Raw genomic sequence first — 15,104 nt, forward strand, 5'->3', positions numbered from 1 at the left:
ATATGAAACAACTAATTTTCCGCTATACCATTTTCCTGCTGATCCTGTGCAGCAGCGCGCTGACCTCCTGTAACAAATTTGTGGACGCGGGTTCACCCAAAAATGAACTGACCACGGACAAAGTGTTCGCGGACAGTACCGGTGCGGCAGCGGCGGTAACCGGCATTTACATTTCGCTTCAGGGCAATTCCACGGGGATCACCGTTCCCGGCGGGCTTTCCGCTGACGAGATCTCTACGACAAGGCAGGGAGCCGAAACAGAATTTTTCGCCGGTAATGTCAAACCCGCCAATACCCTTAATGCAGCGTTATGGGCGGTCATCTATCAGCAATTGTACCAGACGAATGCCTGTATCGAGGGCATCATCGCATCACCAGGCCTCAGCGCGGTACAACAAGAACGCTTGTCCGCGGAGGCCCGCTTTGTGCGTGCCTGTTTACTCTTTAACCTGGTCAACTTATACGGTCCGGTACCCCTGGTCACGATGACCGACTACCGCATCAGCCGTTCATTGCCGCGTGCGGCGGTCAGCGAGGTCTATGGCCTGATCCTGGACGACCTGACGTATGCGCAGTCCCGGCTCAGTCCCCACAGCCCGGACACCCGGCGGGCAAATTATTATGCCGCAACGGCGCTACTGGCCAGGGTCTACCTGTACAACAAGCAATATGCAGCAGCCGCCGCCGAAGCCAGCAAGGTCATCGGTTCCGGCTCCTTCAGGCTGATGGATGAACCTGACCAGGTATTCCTGGCTACGAGCAGGGAATCGATCTGGCGCCTGGTGCCGGTCGTTAACGGCCGGGAGACCTGGGAAGCCTCACTGTTCGTCCCGTCCTCATCCGGTGCCGTTCCGCCATTCGTCCTGAGCGACAAACTGCTGGCAGATCTTGCCCCAACTGATAAACGCAGGCTGCAATGGACCGCTACCAATACCGTTAGCGGACGGGCATATCCCTACCCGTATAAGTATAAAAAGGTGTTCAGCAGTGGCGCGCCGTCAGAAAACTATGTGGTATTAAGGCTGGCCGAACAATACCTGATCCGCGCGGAAGCACGGGCCAACACCGGCGATATGGCCGGGGCGGTCAGCGATCTGAACAGCATCCGGAAACGTGCGAACGCGGCGCTGTATAGCGGAACGTCCGCCGGTCTGCCAGAAGCTATTGCGCAGGAAAAACGTAAGGAATTTTTTTGTGAGTCCGCCCACCGGTGGTTCGACCTGAAGAGGACCGGCCGGGCTGATGCGGTGCTTGGCGTGGTCAAAACAGGCTGGAAACCGACCGCCGCTTTGTTTCCCATACCGCAGACTGAACTGGATGTCAATGCGGCCCTGGCGCAGAATCCGGGTTATTGATCCGGGTCAGCCGCAACTGAAAGGCCGTTGACAAGAGAGGCTTCAGGCAGCTACCTGAAGCCTCTTTGATGATCGCAGGACAGCGGACCTGTATTAACTGCTGCCGTTAACGCATCATGCCAGGTCAGTGCATTTCAACGGCCAACTGATCGATCAGTTCCCGGTATACGGATGGCTGATCGATGATGCCTTTATCTTCCAGTGATATTACCTTATTCTGGGTGCTGCCGCCCCAACGCAGTGTTTCCGCATACATGTTCAGGGAGAGCAGCGTTTCGTTACCAGCCTGACGGAATAAAAAACTAATGGTCGTTCGCTCACCCACTTTAGTTGAAAAAACTTTACTGTTTTTCGCATAAGTTTTCGCCTTGATATAACCGCTTGCCTTATCCACCGCTTCAATGAAATAGGCCTGCTTTTCCAGGAAGTTCAATGTTCTCATAAAGCAGGTATCGGCATTCCGGGTGAACTTCGTTTGTTTGTAGGCTTTGGCTTGTGCAGCAGCCGGTGACGATGCGGAGACGCACAAACATGCGCTGATCAGCGTGGCAAGCAGGATCTTGTGGTTCATCAGATAGATTTATGATTGATAACGGGCAATTCCAGCCAAATGGTATCCTATCCGTCTATTTAGTAAGTTGCGAAAACAAATCCGATAGCTGCAGCGCGGTCGCTGTCACCAGGTTACCCATAAAGCGTTCATGTGTAGATACGGGGAGGCCGCCGGTTGCCGGAGGCGGAGATGAACGGGCCGGCCAATCCATTGGCGACCGATACGCCGCTGTGTCGGCCCGCCAGTTGCGCAGACAGATGCGGGAACTGCTCCCTGAGAATAGCTTCGCGATATAAGACGACCACGATCTCGGCCACGTCTTTGGTGCAACGCGTATTTAAACGTTCGGCTAAAAGTAATTGTCCTCCCGTCATCTTCCGGAAGGCTCCGATCACCAGTGTGTCGTCAAAGAATTCCCCGGTCTGGAAATCTACAGTGTCCCCGGTGCTGGGCGCCTGTGAAGGATCTTACAAAATGATGTTCGTTTTACCGTTGTAGGCCGGGTAGAACCATTGCTGGCCGGGTTCGAAGCGAAGGATGGTTTTCATACGCCTTGATCTTCAGAATTTAATACGGTTTATACGAAAAAATAAAGATAACAGCCCGCAAAAAAAGAGAGCTCAGGGAGCTCTCTTTTAGTCATCTGTTCGTTGCTCAGTTACGCGTTGCGGCGATCGCTTCCGGCACCTGTGGGCCATCCAGTTGGTTGGAACCGGTCACCTGAGCGGCGGTAAAGCCGGATACGCATTGCCTGTTGGAAAGGTTGTTACATCCGCTGCCGGTCGGTGGCGTTTCACTTTCCCCAAGATAAGTGGCCCCGGAGGCCGGAACCGATTGATCGGTCGTTCTGTTCGCGGTGATCTGGAACCATTTATAGGTCACCAGCTTAGCATTTGATCTGTTCGGCGCGGTGAAAGCGCTTGCACTTAAAGCCATGACAATGGCAGCGATGCCTAAGAAATTTTTACGCATGATGTTCAAAGCTTTATTAATTCAAAAAGCTCAGGAAAAACTTTGGTTAAAAAATTAATTGTGTTACCCATCTGGCGGCGCATAGCCGCGGCCGGTATCCGCACTTTGCTTTTACCGGTAGACTGAAGATTTATGAAGCGGCGGTCCTCCTTTCCCTGACCGTGCGTACTATGGCGTAGCTATTTGACAGCAAAAAGAAAAGATTGAACCAGAAATGAAGTTTCCAGCCCATCCGGCGAAACACCCCGCCGCAGGAACAGGGCACCCGGTCAAAAACATGAACTAATGCCAGCCCGATATACAGGGTAAATGCCAGCAACAGGACGGCTGATAAGCCAAGGCCTGTCTGCCTGGTGGACGGGATCAGCAGCAACACTGCCACAAATAATTCTGCAAGGGGCAGTATCCAGATCAGTACTTCTTTGAACCAGGCCGGAAATACCTGTTGACGCATCTGCATCTGGAAGTCGTTGAAGGATAATAACTTGCTGGCTGCTGTGTAGACGTACAGCAGGATGAGCAGTGCGGCAATGAGGTCGGAGGCGTTGATTCTTTTCATGGTGACTCCGGTAAAGTTAGCCTGCCGTTTTCCGACCGGCGGTGATCCCGATCACCAGTTCACAGGAACGGCATCACCAGATCAGCCCTCGCGGTCACGCCCGATCAGCCGGCTGAGGTTTTCCCGGGTCATGTGGAGAAAGGATGCGATCAGGCGCAGCGGCACCTCCCGGAATATCCCGGGATAAGCCTTCCGGTACTGCCGGTAACGCTGATCTGCACTTTGCAGCAACAGGCGGTTCCGGAAAAGCTCGGTACGCCGTTGTTGCAGGATAAAATACCGGAACAAGGTTTCCGTTTCCGGAAAATCCCGCAAGGTATCCAGATCGGTATAGCGCAGGGAATACAGGTTTACGTTGTGTAAAGCTTCCAGGTAATGATCGGTGCGCTGCGCCAGGTAGCCCTCCCAAAAGAAGATCAGGTCATTCGCCGTGTAAAACGCCTGGGTGATCTCCCTGCCGCGTTCATCCGGGTAATAGCTCCGGATGATGCCCGATTCCACCAGCCAGAGGCGGTGCTGGTTATGGCCCGGCGAGGCGATCACCTGGCGGGGATGATAGACCTCACTGATCAGTAATGTCCGTAACCTGTCGGTCAGACCCGGCGAGAGCGCCGTTATTTTAGCCAGTTCAGCTATGATGTCTTCTACACTCATCTTTTCCTTTCTATGGCGATCATTCAGGTTAATTCAGAAAAAAACGCAAAGCAACAATTAAAAAACGGCCCGGGTGGTGACATGCGCGAAGTGAAATTAATTTTAAATAAATGTTAGGTAAAAGTTACCATGTCACCACTTCGAACATTTTCGAGGAGTAGGTTTAGGTTTTAAAACCTATTCCCATGACTAAAATCGACTTCCACAAAGCCAGTTTCCGCGACTTTGAGAACATTCCCGGCATGGACGCTTTCGCGACCGCTGCCTATTTCCAGGAATACCTGAATTACCTGCGCGAGAACGGCCACCTGAACTACCGTATCGAATCCCGGAGTCCCGTCGGCCCCGAAATGGATCTGGTGCTGCCCGGCAGCGCACAGGCGACCCGTTGCGTCTGCCTGGTTTCCAATGACTACCTGGGTTTCAGCCAGCACCCGGCGATCAAAGCCGCGGTGATCGCTGCGACGCAGCAGTTCGGCACCGGCTCGGGTGCATCCCCGGCTATCGGCGGCCACTTTTCCTACCATGCGCAACTCGAAAAAAGGATAGCGGCGTTCTACCGCCAGGAAGACGCCATCCTGTATACGACCGGTTATACGGCCAACAGCGCCACCTTACAGTGCCTGCTCCATAAAGAAGACCTGGCCATCCTGGATATGGCCGTACATGCCAGCGTTTACGAGGGCGTGTACAATACCACGGTCAAGACCTTTTTACACAACGATCTGGACATGCTGGAACAGGTACTGCGGCACGCGCAGGATAAGTACCGCAGCAAAATGGTGATCATCGACGGCGTTTACAGCCAGGACGGCGATGTGGCACCCGTCCGCATGATCGCTGAACTGGCGCACCGCTACGGCGCTTACCTGGTCGTCGACGATGCACACGGTGTCGGCGTGGTCGGTGATTCCGGCCGGGGTGTGATCGAATCCGACAACGCCTTCGGCGAGGTGGACCTCATCACCGGCACGTTCAGCAAAGCGCTGGGTAATATCGGCGGCTATGTTACCGGCAAACCGGAGATCATCAATTACCTGAAGTACCAGTCCAAACAGCACCTGTTCTCGACCACGGCCACACCGGCGATCCTGGGTATCATCCGGGCCATTGAACTGGTAGATGAAGAGCCGCAATGGCGGACCAAACTCTGGGAAAATATCACTTACCTTAAAAAAGGCCTGAGCGAACTGGGACTGGACATCGGGACGACCGCCTCGGCCGTCATTCCCGTTAAGATCGGCGACATTCCAAAAACCCTGGAAGCAGGCAGACTGCTCCTCCGGGCGGGGATCTATGCCAACCCGATCATGTACCCGGCGGTCTCTAAAAAGAACGCGCGTATCCGGATGAACGTCATGGCGACCCATACCTTCGCGCACCTGGACCGGGTGCTGAATGCCTTTGATGAGATCAATACCCGGCTTTTGATCAGGAAGAACTTATGAAGCGTACCACAGAACGGTTACTTGCGGCCATGGAGCATCAACTGGCAGCCGTTACCCTGAACGGGCAAACGCCGACAGATCAATACCGCAGTTCGATCCTGATCTGCAAAAAGGCGATGACCAAGCTCAAAAGTTATATTTCCAGTTATTCCTTTGAAAGCCCTGCTGAGGAGATCCATTTCTTCAAGGAGGTCAAACCTTTATTCTACAGCAAATACATCTATTTCATCAACGTTTATAATTTTCTGATGCAGTTACCGCTTGGCGGCGAAGAAAGTCTGCGGAGTTATATCAGCTTCCAGTTGACCGACCTCCAGCGTTTCTTCGACAGCAACAAGGCTTTTTACCAGTATTACCGTTCCGGCAGCACGAAAATGGATGAAGTGTATTTTACCCGGGGCGGTTTCGACGTGCAGATGGAGCTGGAGGATTTCGAGGAAGATGAACAATACAGCACCAGTCATGACTACAAGTTATCCAAGATCATGGCCAATGAAAAGTTCCAGGATTACCTGAAACTCGAATATGCCCGCATCGGCAACGAGGATGCTTACCCGCTCAACGGGCAGGAAATATTCCCGTTCGTTCATCCCAACTGGACGGCCAGCCAGACGGATGCGATCGAACTGATCTATTCGTTGAAATCTTCCGCAGCGGTCAACCACGGCAATATCGACATCAATGAACTGGTGGCCATCTTCGAATTTATCTTCCAGATGGAGATCCATGAGACCTATCACAAACTGCTGGACATTACCCGGCGGAAAAAGGAAATGTTCATCTTTCTGAACCGGCTGCGCAACAGCCTGGAAAACTTTATCAACGATAAACTGAGTTTGTGAATGAGCCGCCAGGGAGCCACTTTTGGGCGCATCAGCACATGATCATAGCCGGGCAGACCGGAAACTTTAGACAGTTGAATAAAATGGCCGCAGCGACCTGACCAATGAAAGCTTGAGGTGCTTTCAAAAGCCGGCATCGTCCGGCTTTTTTGATGCCGTTAATTTTATTTTCAGATCTTCCCCAATCCATTAGGGTCTTTCCTTCAGGCATTTACACACCACCCGTTCCCAGATGGTGAAGTAAAAACCGGAGATCATAACACTTTTGTTCCGCCGGGCGGCATGGAGCCCCCGCTTAAAACGAAAGACTATGTTAAACGCGATCTCCTGGCAGCAATACCTGACTGTCATCCTCTTAAGCACCATCGCCTGGTACACTTATGTCGGTTTGCGGTACTACCGGACTGAACTGGCCGCCCTGTTAAAGATCAAGCCGGGCAGATCAACCGCCACGCCACCGGTTGCCGCCCGGCATCAAAACGTTATGGGCGCGGTCAGGCCCGATGTGGGTACAAGCCTTCATGCTGCGGAAGAACTCGTTTTCTCGGCTGGTCAGCCCGATGAAATCGAGGACCAGACCATTCCCAGGGGGCCTTCAGACGACCTGCTCGACGAAGCGAAAGTCCTGGTCGATGCCTTCAGCGGGAATGATAATAAAACGGAGTTTCTCGGTCTTCTCCAACTTTTACTGGGCAAGTACGAGGTACTCAGTGATGAGATCAGCCTCCCGGCATTGATCCCTGAACTGAGTGATTATGCCAAAGACCGCTTACCCTTTCCTATCAAACAGGGCGAATGGCCCATCACCTTTTAAATCAATTCATCATGAAAAAAACACGCAAAACACTTTACGCCGCATTGGCACTGCTGATCATCAGTATCAGTGCGTCTGCGCAGGATGGCAACGCCGGTATCAATGAAGCCACCAACCAGGTCAAAAGCTATTTTGATACGGGTACGAACCTGATGTATGCCATCGGGGCGATCGTCGGCCTGGTCGGCGCGATCAAGGTCTACAAAAAATGGAACGACGGGGAGCAGGATACTGGCAAGGTCGCTTCGAGTTGGTTTGGCAGTTGCATCTTCCTGGTCGTGGTCGCCACGGTCCTTAAATCATTCTTTGGCGTATGAAAGCAATTATTGATCACATCCGCTGTCCGCTCCACCGGTATACCTTTTCGGTGCGGCCGATACGCCAATGGGTCGAGGACCATTGTGAAGGCAGTGTACTTAATCTGTTTGCCGGTACAACACGACTGAACGTAGACGAGATCAGAAACGATGCAGACCAGGAAGCCGATGCAGACTATCATATGGACGCGCTGGCCTTTTTAGAAAACTGGAAAGGCGGACCATTCGATACCATCCTGCTCGACCCGCCGTATGCCTACCGTAAAAGTATGGAGATGTACAAAGGCATGGTCTGCAGCCCGTTCCGTGCGCTCAAGGATGCCATGATCAGGCACCTCAAACCTGCCGGTAAGGTGATCACGTTCGGCTACCATACCGTGGTCATGGGGCAAAGCCGCGGGTTCGAAGTAGAAAAGATCGGCGTATTCAGCCACGGCGGTGCGATACATGATACGATCGCCAGTGTAGAACGGTATCAATTTTAATTAAGAAACCATGTACCAGATCAATAAAGGCATTAACCGGCCGATTGAGTTCAAGGGGCTTAAGGCGCAATACATCGGTTACCTGGGCGGCGGACTCGTTGCCCTGCTCATCCTGTTCGCAGTGCTTTACCTGTGCGGAGCAGCGGTCTGGCTTTGCACCCTTGTCATCACCGGCCTGGCCGGTGCCTTATTCTACCACGTATTCGGACTGAGTCACCGGTACGGGGAACACGGGCTGATGAAAAGGAACGCCCGGAGATACCTGCCCGCTTATTTAAGATTCAGATCAAGGAGGCTGTTTTATGAAAAATGCTGAGCAAATATTCCCCATCTACAAGGTCGAGCACGATACCCTGCTCTCGATGCAGGGAGAACTGACCGTCGCCTGGGAGATCAGGCTGCCGGAGCTATTCACCTTATCCAATGATGAATACCTCGCTTTTCACCAGACTTGGGTAAAGGCGATCAAACTGCTGCCCAGGAACAGCATCTTCCACAAGCAGGACTGGTTCACGGAAGCCGCTTACCAGGCAGACTTCAGGGACCAGACCTTTTTGAGCCATGCCAGCGAGCGGTTCTTCCATGAGCGGCCGTACCTTGCCCATCATTGTTACCTGATGGTGACCAAGCGGCCTGAACATTACCGTCCGGTGAGCAGTGCCGGCAGTAGCCTGCTGCGCAGACGCCTCACACCGCCGCAAAGCACGGACACGGAAATGTTCCGTGATTTCCAGGACAGCGCCGGTCAGTTCAGGCGGATCATGGAAGACAGCGGCCTGGTTAGCCTGCGCCGTCTGGGCGATGAGGAACTTGCGGGGACATTGCTTACACCCGGCATACTGGAGCAATATTGTTTCCTGCTGGATAAAGCGGATGAACCGCAATTAAAGGACATTCACCTCCGGGACGAACTGCGCATCGGTGATAACCGCTGCCAGTTGTACACGCTGGCGGACCCGGAAAACTTACCTGCGCTATGCGGGCCGAGGATCACCTATGATCCCTACAGTACGGATAAAACCAGGTTCAGTACCGGCTTTGCCAGCCCCGTGGGTGCCTTACTGTCCTGTAATCACATCTATAACCAATATTTATTCATTGAAGACAGTGCCAGGACGCTTAAGAAACTGGAAGCCAAAAAGCTGCGCCTGCAATCCTTGTCGGCATACTCCCGCGAGAACGCGATCGGCCGCGATGCCACCCAGGAGTTCCTGCACGAAGCGATCAGCCAGCAACGGCTTCCGGTTAAGGCACATTTCAACATTTTAGCGTGGACCGATGACCCCGGGCAATTAAAGAATATCAAGAATAAAGTGAGTTCGGCACTGGCCCAACTGGATGCCCAGCCCAAACAGGAAACGGATGGCGCCCCCCAGATCTGGTGGGCCGGCCTGCCCGGCAACAGCGGGAACTTCCCGATGAACGACACCTTTGACACGTTCGTGGAGCAGGCCGCCTGCTTTTTCAACCTCGAAACGAATTACAGGAGCAGTCTTTCGCCCTGCGGCATCCGCCTGGGTGACCGTTTGTCCGGCAAGCCTTTACAGGTTGACCTGAGCGACGAGCCGATGAAGAACGGGATCACGACCAACCGGAACAAGTTCATTTTAGGCCCGTCAGGCAGCGGCAAATCGTTCTTCACGAACCATCTGCTGCGCAGCTATTACGAACAGGGTGCCCATATCGTGCTGGTGGATGTCGGCCACAGCTATGAAGGGCTTTGCGAATTCGTGGACGGCTATTATTTTACTTATTCGGAAGACAGCCCGATCAGTTTCAATCCATTCTACGTGGGTGAAGGTGATACCCTGGACACGGAGAAGCGCGAAAGCATCAAAGCCATGATCCTGGCGCTGTGGAAAAAGGAAGATGAAGGGGTCCAACGCTCCGAATATATCGCGATATCGGATGCGCTGTTTCATTACTATGGGAGTGAACCTGAATTTGCCTGCTTTGATACCTTTTATGAGTTCCTGAAAGGACCATTCTATGAAACGATGAAGCAAAGCAGGGTCAAGGATCAGCACTTCGATATCGACAACCTGCTGTTCGTGTTAAGACCGTATTACAAAGGAGGCGAGTACGACTACCTGCTGAATGCTACCGAGAACCTTGACCTGCTGCAACGCCGCTTCATCGTTTTTGAACTGGATAACATCAAAGACCACCCGATCCTGTTCCCGGTGGTCACGCTGATCATCATGGAAACCTTTGTGTCCAAAATGCGCAAACTCCCTAAGGAAACGCGCAAGATGATCCTGATCGAGGAAGCCTGGAAAGCCATCGCGAGGGAAGGCATGGCAGAATACATCAAGTACCTGTTCAAAACGGTGAGAAAGTATTTTGGCGAAGCACTGGTGGTTACGCAGGACATTGAAGACATTATCAGTTCGCCGGTCATCAAGCAGGCCATTATCAACAACAGTGATTGCAAGATCCTGCTGGACCAGCGCAAATACCAGAACGACTTCCCCAAGATCCAGCAACTCCTGGGGATCACGGATAAAGAGACCGCGCTCATCATGAGTATGAACCGCGCGAATGACGAACGCTACAGGTATAAAGAGGTGTTCATCAGTTTGAACGGCCAGCTATCCCGGGTTTACCGGACCGAGGTCAGCCGGGAAGAATACTGGACCTATACGACCGAATCCGCTGAAAAGGCCAAAGTCAAAGCTTACAAAAAGAAATACGGGGATATCCGCAAGGCCATTGCGGTCATTGTCCGGGAAGAAAAACAAGCTCAAAACCATGTCGTATGAAAAAAATAATGATCAAATGCATTGCATTACTGGCAGCAGCAATACTTGCGGGCTGCAAAGGCGAAAGCCATGAGGGTATTTATGTAGCTACATTAAAAAGTCACTATTCAGTGGCTGAGGATACAATCGAGTTAAAAGGCGACATTATTATCAATCGGGTTGGTTACAAAAGGCTAATAGACGGGCAATTGAAGAACAAAGAATTCAGCGTCAAAAACTGGAGATTAAATTCTCCTGATGCTCCGATTATCGAATTAGGTAAAAATCAAATTACGATTGGCCGTATCCAATATAAAAAGATCAAGTGATGAAAAGGTTAATAGTAGTTATTATTTTGATTGTTAGCGGCTATAGCAGCCGGTTACATGCACAGATACCGGTTGCAGAGGCGCTCAAACTGGTGGTTAAAAGAGTAATCAAGGCCATCGACCTGAAGGTGCAGCGCATGCAGAACCAAACGATCTGGCTGCAGAATGCGCAGAAAACCATAGAAAATGAACTTTCCCGTTTCAGGTTAAACGAGATTACCGGCTGGTCTGAAAAGCAGCGGTCGCTTTATGACCAGTATTACCGGGAATTATGGCGGGTGAAATCGACCATTGCCTATTACCGGCGTATCAAAGACCTGACGATGAAGCAAGTGGCCATGGTCGGTGAATATCAAAGGGCCTGGCGGCTGTTTCAGTCCGATAAACATTTCCACGCTGATGAGCTCGTGGAAATGCAGCGCGTGTATCTCGGCATTCTGGAAGCAAGTGCCAAAAATCTTGAACAGATCATGTTGGTCGTGAATCCCGGCAAAACACAGATGACGGATCAGCAAAGACTGGAAGCCATCAATATGGCCGGTGACCGGCTTGAGGAGACCTTTGCAGACCTGAAACAGTATAATAATCAAAACATGATCCTGAGCCTGCAGCGCGGCAAGGATCTGAAGGAAGTGCAAACAATAAAAAACTATTATGGCATCCGTTGAACAACTATTCAAACAAGCCTCCGTTCTTCGCAGAAGAGCGAAGGCCTTGCTCGCCTTTACACTGGCCACAGTGGCGATGATTCCCTTTGCCCAGGCCCAAACCTTCGCGGAATGGTTCAGCCAGAAGAAAACGCAGAAGAAATACCTGCTCCAACAGATCGCTGCCTTGCAGGTTTACAGCGGTTATCTTCAAAAAGGGTACCGCATTGCCAAAGGCGGCCTGGGATCGATCGGCGGCTATGTCGGTGACGAATTCGGTTTACACAGCGGTTATTACCGCTACCTGAGTTCGGTCAGCATCCCGGTTAAAAATGATCCACAGGTCAATGCGATCCTTAGGTGGCAACAGGATATTCTTAAGCAGGTAAAACAACTGAAAGACCAGGGTGGGCTTACCAACAACGAGATGAAATATGTCAGCAAGGTGAGCAGTGCCCTGCTTAGTGACTGTGATGCGCAACTATATGATCTGCAAATCATCCTCGCTGACGAAAAAACGACCATGAGCGATGAAGAACGCATCCGGCAGATCGCCCGGCTTCACCGGAACATGGAGAACAACTACCGCTTCATTGCAGGCTTCAGATCACAGTTGCAGATCTACGCCCGCAGCAAGCAGCAGGAAATCAGGGAAATAAACACTTTAACCCATTTGTATGCAAGTCATTAAAAAGATACAACGCGGCGGGGTTTTTATGATAGCCTTACTGCTTTCCGTAGCACAAACCCGTGCACAAAGTACAGAACTTCAGCAACTGTTACTGAACATTGAAAAGCTGACGCAATTCAAGGCCATCCTGTCCGATATGAAAAAGGGCTACCAGATCTACCAGCAAGGTTATGGCACCATATCCGGCCTGTCGAAAGGTAACTTCAACCTGCATCATATCTACCTCACCGGCTTGATGGCGGTTAATCCCATCGTCCGGAATAACCCGAGGGTCGGCCAGATCATCAGCCAGCAAAACGACATTCTCCGCGAATACCGGCTTTACACCAGTCTTTTCCGGCAAAGCGGCAGTTTCACACAGGCTGAACTGACCTATATCAGCACGGTGTACAAGCAAGTGGTCAGGCAAAGCAATACGAATATCGATGACCTGGCCAGTGTAACGACCGCGGGAAAGTTACGCATGTCGGATGATGACCGGCTGCGGGCGATAGACCGCATTTATACCGGCAGTAATGACCAGTTACAGTTCCTGCGCTTTTTTAACCGTCAGGCGGTTATGCTGAGTTTGCAGCGAAGCAAGGATCTTCATGATACCCAGGTGTTAAAACGACTTTATCGCATAAACTAAAATCGATTCGTATGAAAAAGAAGTTGTTGTTAAGCGCCCTGCTGGCGCTGACGGGGATCTTATTTCCCTTGTTTTCCAGGGCAGACGGCCTGTCGGAAGATATACATGACCTGCAAGGTGTTCTGGAAAACGTTTATACCGATATGCTGCCCATGTGCAGCCAACTGATCGGTGTGGCCCGAGGTATAGCCGGTTTCGGTGCGCTCTGGTATATCGCCGCCCGGGTTTGGCGCCACCTGGCCAATGCCGAACCGGTCGACTTTTTTCCTTTATTGCGGCCCTTCGCCATCGGCATGGCTGTTCTTTTGTTTCCAACGGTCATCGCGGTAATCAATGGGATCATGAACCCGGTTGTCACGGCCACGGGTAGTATGGTGAGCAACTCAGATGCGGCGATCGTCAAACTGCTTGCCCAAAAAGAGGCGGCCATCAAAAAAACGGATACATGGCAAGCGTATATCGGAGAAAATGGTGAAGGTGACCGGGATAAATGGTATAAGTATACCCATCCTGATGACCCTGAAGCCAGGAACGACAAATACCTTAGTAGCCTTGGCAACGATGTAAAATTCGCGATGGACAAAGCCAGCTACAAATTCCGCAACAGCGTCAAGCAATGGATGTCTGAGATCCTGCAGGTGGTCTATGAAGCTGCAGCCCTTTGTATCAATACGATCCGCACCTTTTATCTCGTGGTGCTGGCGATCCTAGGGCCATTGGTATTCGGCCTTTCCGTCTATGACGGTTTCCAGCATACGCTGACCACCTGGCTGGCCAAATACCTGAATGTATTTTTATGGCTGCCGGTGGCTAATATCTTCGGCAGCATCATCGGTAAGGTACAGGAGAATATGCTGAAACTGGATATTGACCAGGTCAACCAGGCCGGCGACACCTTCTTCAGCGCTACGGATACGGCTTATCTTATTTTCTTACTGATCGGAATCATAGGCTATTTTACTGTGCCGGCAGTTGCGGGGTTCATCATTAACCCCGGCGGCGGTAACGGCCTGCTAAACAAGGTCACGAATCTCACTGCGATGAGCGTGAGTTCGGTTCAATCGGCTGCCTCCCATACAGGTGCAGTGGTGGGCGAGCGAATGGCTGAAGGTGCCAAAAATATCATCCATGCTCCCGGATATATCGCCGAAGGTTACCGCCCGGCGGGGTCGAACGATGTCCAGGCAGAAAAATTAAACGGAAACCCTAAAAAATAAGATCATGTTCACACACCTCAGAAATATTGAAACCGCTTTTCAGCAGAACAAACGGATCGTAGCCCTGGTGATCCTGACCAGTGCGATCATTTCCGTGGCGGCGATCTGGTTTTCGTTCAGCGCTTACCAGAAAGCTTCCGCACAGATCTATGTGCTGGCCAATGGAAAGGTACTGGAGGCTGTAGCCTCGGACCGAAAAGAAAATATACCGGTGGAAGCCCGTGACCACATCAAAATGTTCCATCATTATTTTTTTACGCTTGATCCGGATGAAAAGGTGATCCAGGGGAATATCAGCAAAGCGTTGTACCTCGCAGACGAAAGCGCCCGCAACCAGTATAATGGCCTGAAAGAAAAGAGCTATTATAACAACCTGATCTCCGGTAACATCAGTCAGATCCTGGCCGTCGACAGTATTCAACTCAACATGGACCATTACCCATATTACTTTAAATGTTATGCCACCGAAAAGCTGATCCGGTCAACATCGACCATCAACAAACTGCTGGTTACACAAGGTTACCTCCGGAATGTCGGCCGTTCGGACAACAATCCGCACGGTTTCCTGATCGAGCATTGGGAGACACTGGCTAACCGGGACACCCTTATCAATAATCAACCATGATACAGGAGATGATCAACAGGTTTAGCCGCTGGTATAATGACCTGCATGGTGAAAGGCAGGTCTATTTCTTCCTCGGCTTCTGCATCGTGTTCCTGGGTTTGCTTTGGCTGAGTATCCGGTTGATCCGTTTTGATGCCAAAATTTATACGATCAGCACCCCACAGCATATCGGCAAGCCATCGGGACCTGCATACACAGATTCATTAAACGATAAAACACACTAA

20 protein-coding genes are annotated in these 15,104 nt (G+C 51.5%); 15 read left to right on the top strand and 5 right to left on the bottom strand.

Annotation, left to right across the window (positions count from 1 at the left end):
* The first annotated feature begins 2 nt into the window (after positions 1-2).
* Positions 3-1,355 (top strand): RagB/SusD family nutrient uptake outer membrane protein, encoded by a 1,353-nt coding sequence (locus LT679_RS00500; protein ID WP_232174940.1) that lies wholly within the window; start codon positions 3-5, stop codon positions 1,353-1,355.
* 124 nt (positions 1,356-1,479) lie between these two features.
* On the opposite strand, the gene LT679_RS00505 is transcribed toward LT679_RS00500, so the two are convergent.
* The 5 genes from LT679_RS00505 to LT679_RS00525 form a co-directional block, all read right to left on the bottom strand.
* Positions 1,480-1,926, bottom strand: a complete 447-nt coding sequence (locus LT679_RS00505) for a hypothetical protein (RefSeq protein WP_232174941.1) — start codon at positions 1,924-1,926, stop codon at positions 1,480-1,482.
* A gap of 55 nt (positions 1,927-1,981) precedes the next feature.
* Complete coding sequence (locus tag LT679_RS00510; RefSeq protein ID WP_232174942.1) at positions 1,982-2,119, bottom strand: hypothetical protein; 138 nt, start codon at positions 2,117-2,119, stop codon at positions 1,982-1,984.
* A gap of 443 nt (positions 2,120-2,562) precedes the next feature.
* Positions 2,563-2,880: a hypothetical protein gene (locus LT679_RS00515; RefSeq protein WP_232174943.1), complete on the bottom strand. Its 318-nt coding sequence runs from the start codon at positions 2,878-2,880 to the stop codon at positions 2,563-2,565.
* 130 nt (positions 2,881-3,010) lie between these two features.
* On the bottom strand, positions 3,011-3,439 hold the full coding sequence (locus LT679_RS00520; protein ID WP_232174944.1) for a MauE/DoxX family redox-associated membrane protein: 429 nt from the start codon (positions 3,437-3,439) through the stop codon (positions 3,011-3,013).
* Between the two features lie 81 nt (positions 3,440-3,520).
* A complete protein-coding gene (locus tag LT679_RS00525) occupies positions 3,521-4,093 on the bottom strand; it encodes a Crp/Fnr family transcriptional regulator (protein ID WP_232174945.1) in 573 nt (190 codons plus the stop codon).
* Positions 4,094-4,278: 185 nt separating this feature from the next.
* On the opposite strand from LT679_RS00525, the gene LT679_RS00530 reads away from it, so the two are divergent.
* The 14 genes from LT679_RS00530 (at position 4,279) to LT679_RS00595 (ending at position 15,104) form a co-directional block, all read left to right on the top strand.
* The gene (locus LT679_RS00530) at positions 4,279-5,541 is read left to right on the top strand and encodes an aminotransferase class I/II-fold pyridoxal phosphate-dependent enzyme (protein ID WP_232174946.1); all 1,263 of its coding nucleotides are present in this window, start codon (positions 4,279-4,281) and stop codon (positions 5,539-5,541) included.
* On the top strand, positions 5,538-6,383 hold the full coding sequence (locus LT679_RS00535) for an RteC domain-containing protein (protein ID WP_232174947.1): 846 nt from the start codon (positions 5,538-5,540) through the stop codon (positions 6,381-6,383). Before LT679_RS00530 ends, LT679_RS00535 begins: the two co-directional genes overlap by 4 nt.
* 310 nt (positions 6,384-6,693) lie before the next feature.
* On the top strand, positions 6,694-7,197 hold the full coding sequence (locus tag LT679_RS00540) for a hypothetical protein (protein WP_232174948.1): 504 nt from the start codon (positions 6,694-6,696) through the stop codon (positions 7,195-7,197).
* An 11-nt stretch (positions 7,198-7,208) separates the two neighbouring features.
* Positions 7,209-7,514: a DUF4134 domain-containing protein gene (locus tag LT679_RS00545; protein ID WP_232174949.1), complete on the top strand. Its 306-nt coding sequence runs from the start codon at positions 7,209-7,211 to the stop codon at positions 7,512-7,514.
* Positions 7,511-7,999 carry a hypothetical protein gene (locus LT679_RS00550; protein ID WP_232174950.1) on the top strand — a complete coding sequence of 163 codons (489 nt, stop codon included), beginning with the start codon at positions 7,511-7,513 and terminating at the stop codon, positions 7,997-7,999. Before LT679_RS00545 ends, LT679_RS00550 begins: the two co-directional genes overlap by 4 nt.
* Positions 8,000-8,009: 10 nt before the next feature.
* Positions 8,010-8,315: a DUF4133 domain-containing protein gene (locus LT679_RS00555; protein WP_232174951.1), complete on the top strand. Its 306-nt coding sequence runs from the start codon at positions 8,010-8,012 to the stop codon at positions 8,313-8,315.
* The gene (locus LT679_RS00560) at positions 8,302-10,761 is read left to right on the top strand and encodes a TraG family conjugative transposon ATPase (protein ID WP_232174952.1); all 2,460 of its coding nucleotides are present in this window, start codon (positions 8,302-8,304) and stop codon (positions 10,759-10,761) included. Before LT679_RS00555 ends, LT679_RS00560 begins: the two co-directional genes overlap by 14 nt.
* Positions 10,758-11,069, top strand: a complete 312-nt coding sequence (locus LT679_RS00565) for a hypothetical protein (RefSeq protein ID WP_232174953.1) — start codon at positions 10,758-10,760, stop codon at positions 11,067-11,069. The genes LT679_RS00560 and LT679_RS00565 overlap by 4 nt, the downstream gene beginning before the upstream one ends.
* Positions 11,069-11,737 carry a conjugal transfer protein TraI gene (locus LT679_RS00570; RefSeq protein WP_232174954.1) on the top strand — a complete coding sequence of 223 codons (669 nt, stop codon included), beginning with the start codon at positions 11,069-11,071 and terminating at the stop codon, positions 11,735-11,737. The genes LT679_RS00565 and LT679_RS00570 overlap by 1 nt, the downstream gene beginning before the upstream one ends.
* Positions 11,724-12,407, top strand: a complete 684-nt coding sequence (locus tag LT679_RS00575; protein WP_232174955.1) for a hypothetical protein — start codon at positions 11,724-11,726, stop codon at positions 12,405-12,407. The genes LT679_RS00570 and LT679_RS00575 overlap by 14 nt, the downstream gene beginning before the upstream one ends.
* Entirely contained in the window at positions 12,394-13,038 is a 645-nt protein-coding gene (locus tag LT679_RS00580) for a TerB family tellurite resistance protein (protein ID WP_232174956.1), read from the top strand. Before LT679_RS00575 ends, LT679_RS00580 begins: the two co-directional genes overlap by 14 nt.
* An 11-nt stretch (positions 13,039-13,049) precedes the next feature.
* Positions 13,050-14,255, top strand: coding sequence for a conjugative transposon protein TraJ (traJ, locus tag LT679_RS00585; RefSeq protein WP_232174957.1), 1,206 nt, complete (start codon positions 13,050-13,052; stop codon positions 14,253-14,255).
* A gap of 4 nt (positions 14,256-14,259) precedes the next feature.
* Positions 14,260-14,880: a conjugative transposon protein TraK gene (traK, locus tag LT679_RS00590; protein WP_232174958.1), complete on the top strand. Its 621-nt coding sequence runs from the start codon at positions 14,260-14,262 to the stop codon at positions 14,878-14,880.
* Positions 14,877-15,104: a hypothetical protein gene (locus LT679_RS00595; protein ID WP_232174959.1), complete on the top strand. Its 228-nt coding sequence runs from the start codon at positions 14,877-14,879 to the stop codon at positions 15,102-15,104. The genes traK and LT679_RS00595 overlap by 4 nt, the downstream gene beginning before the upstream one ends.

The organism is Mucilaginibacter roseus (genome assembly GCF_021215455.1).
Taxonomy (GTDB): domain Bacteria; phylum Bacteroidota; class Bacteroidia; order Sphingobacteriales; family Sphingobacteriaceae; genus Mucilaginibacter; species Mucilaginibacter roseus.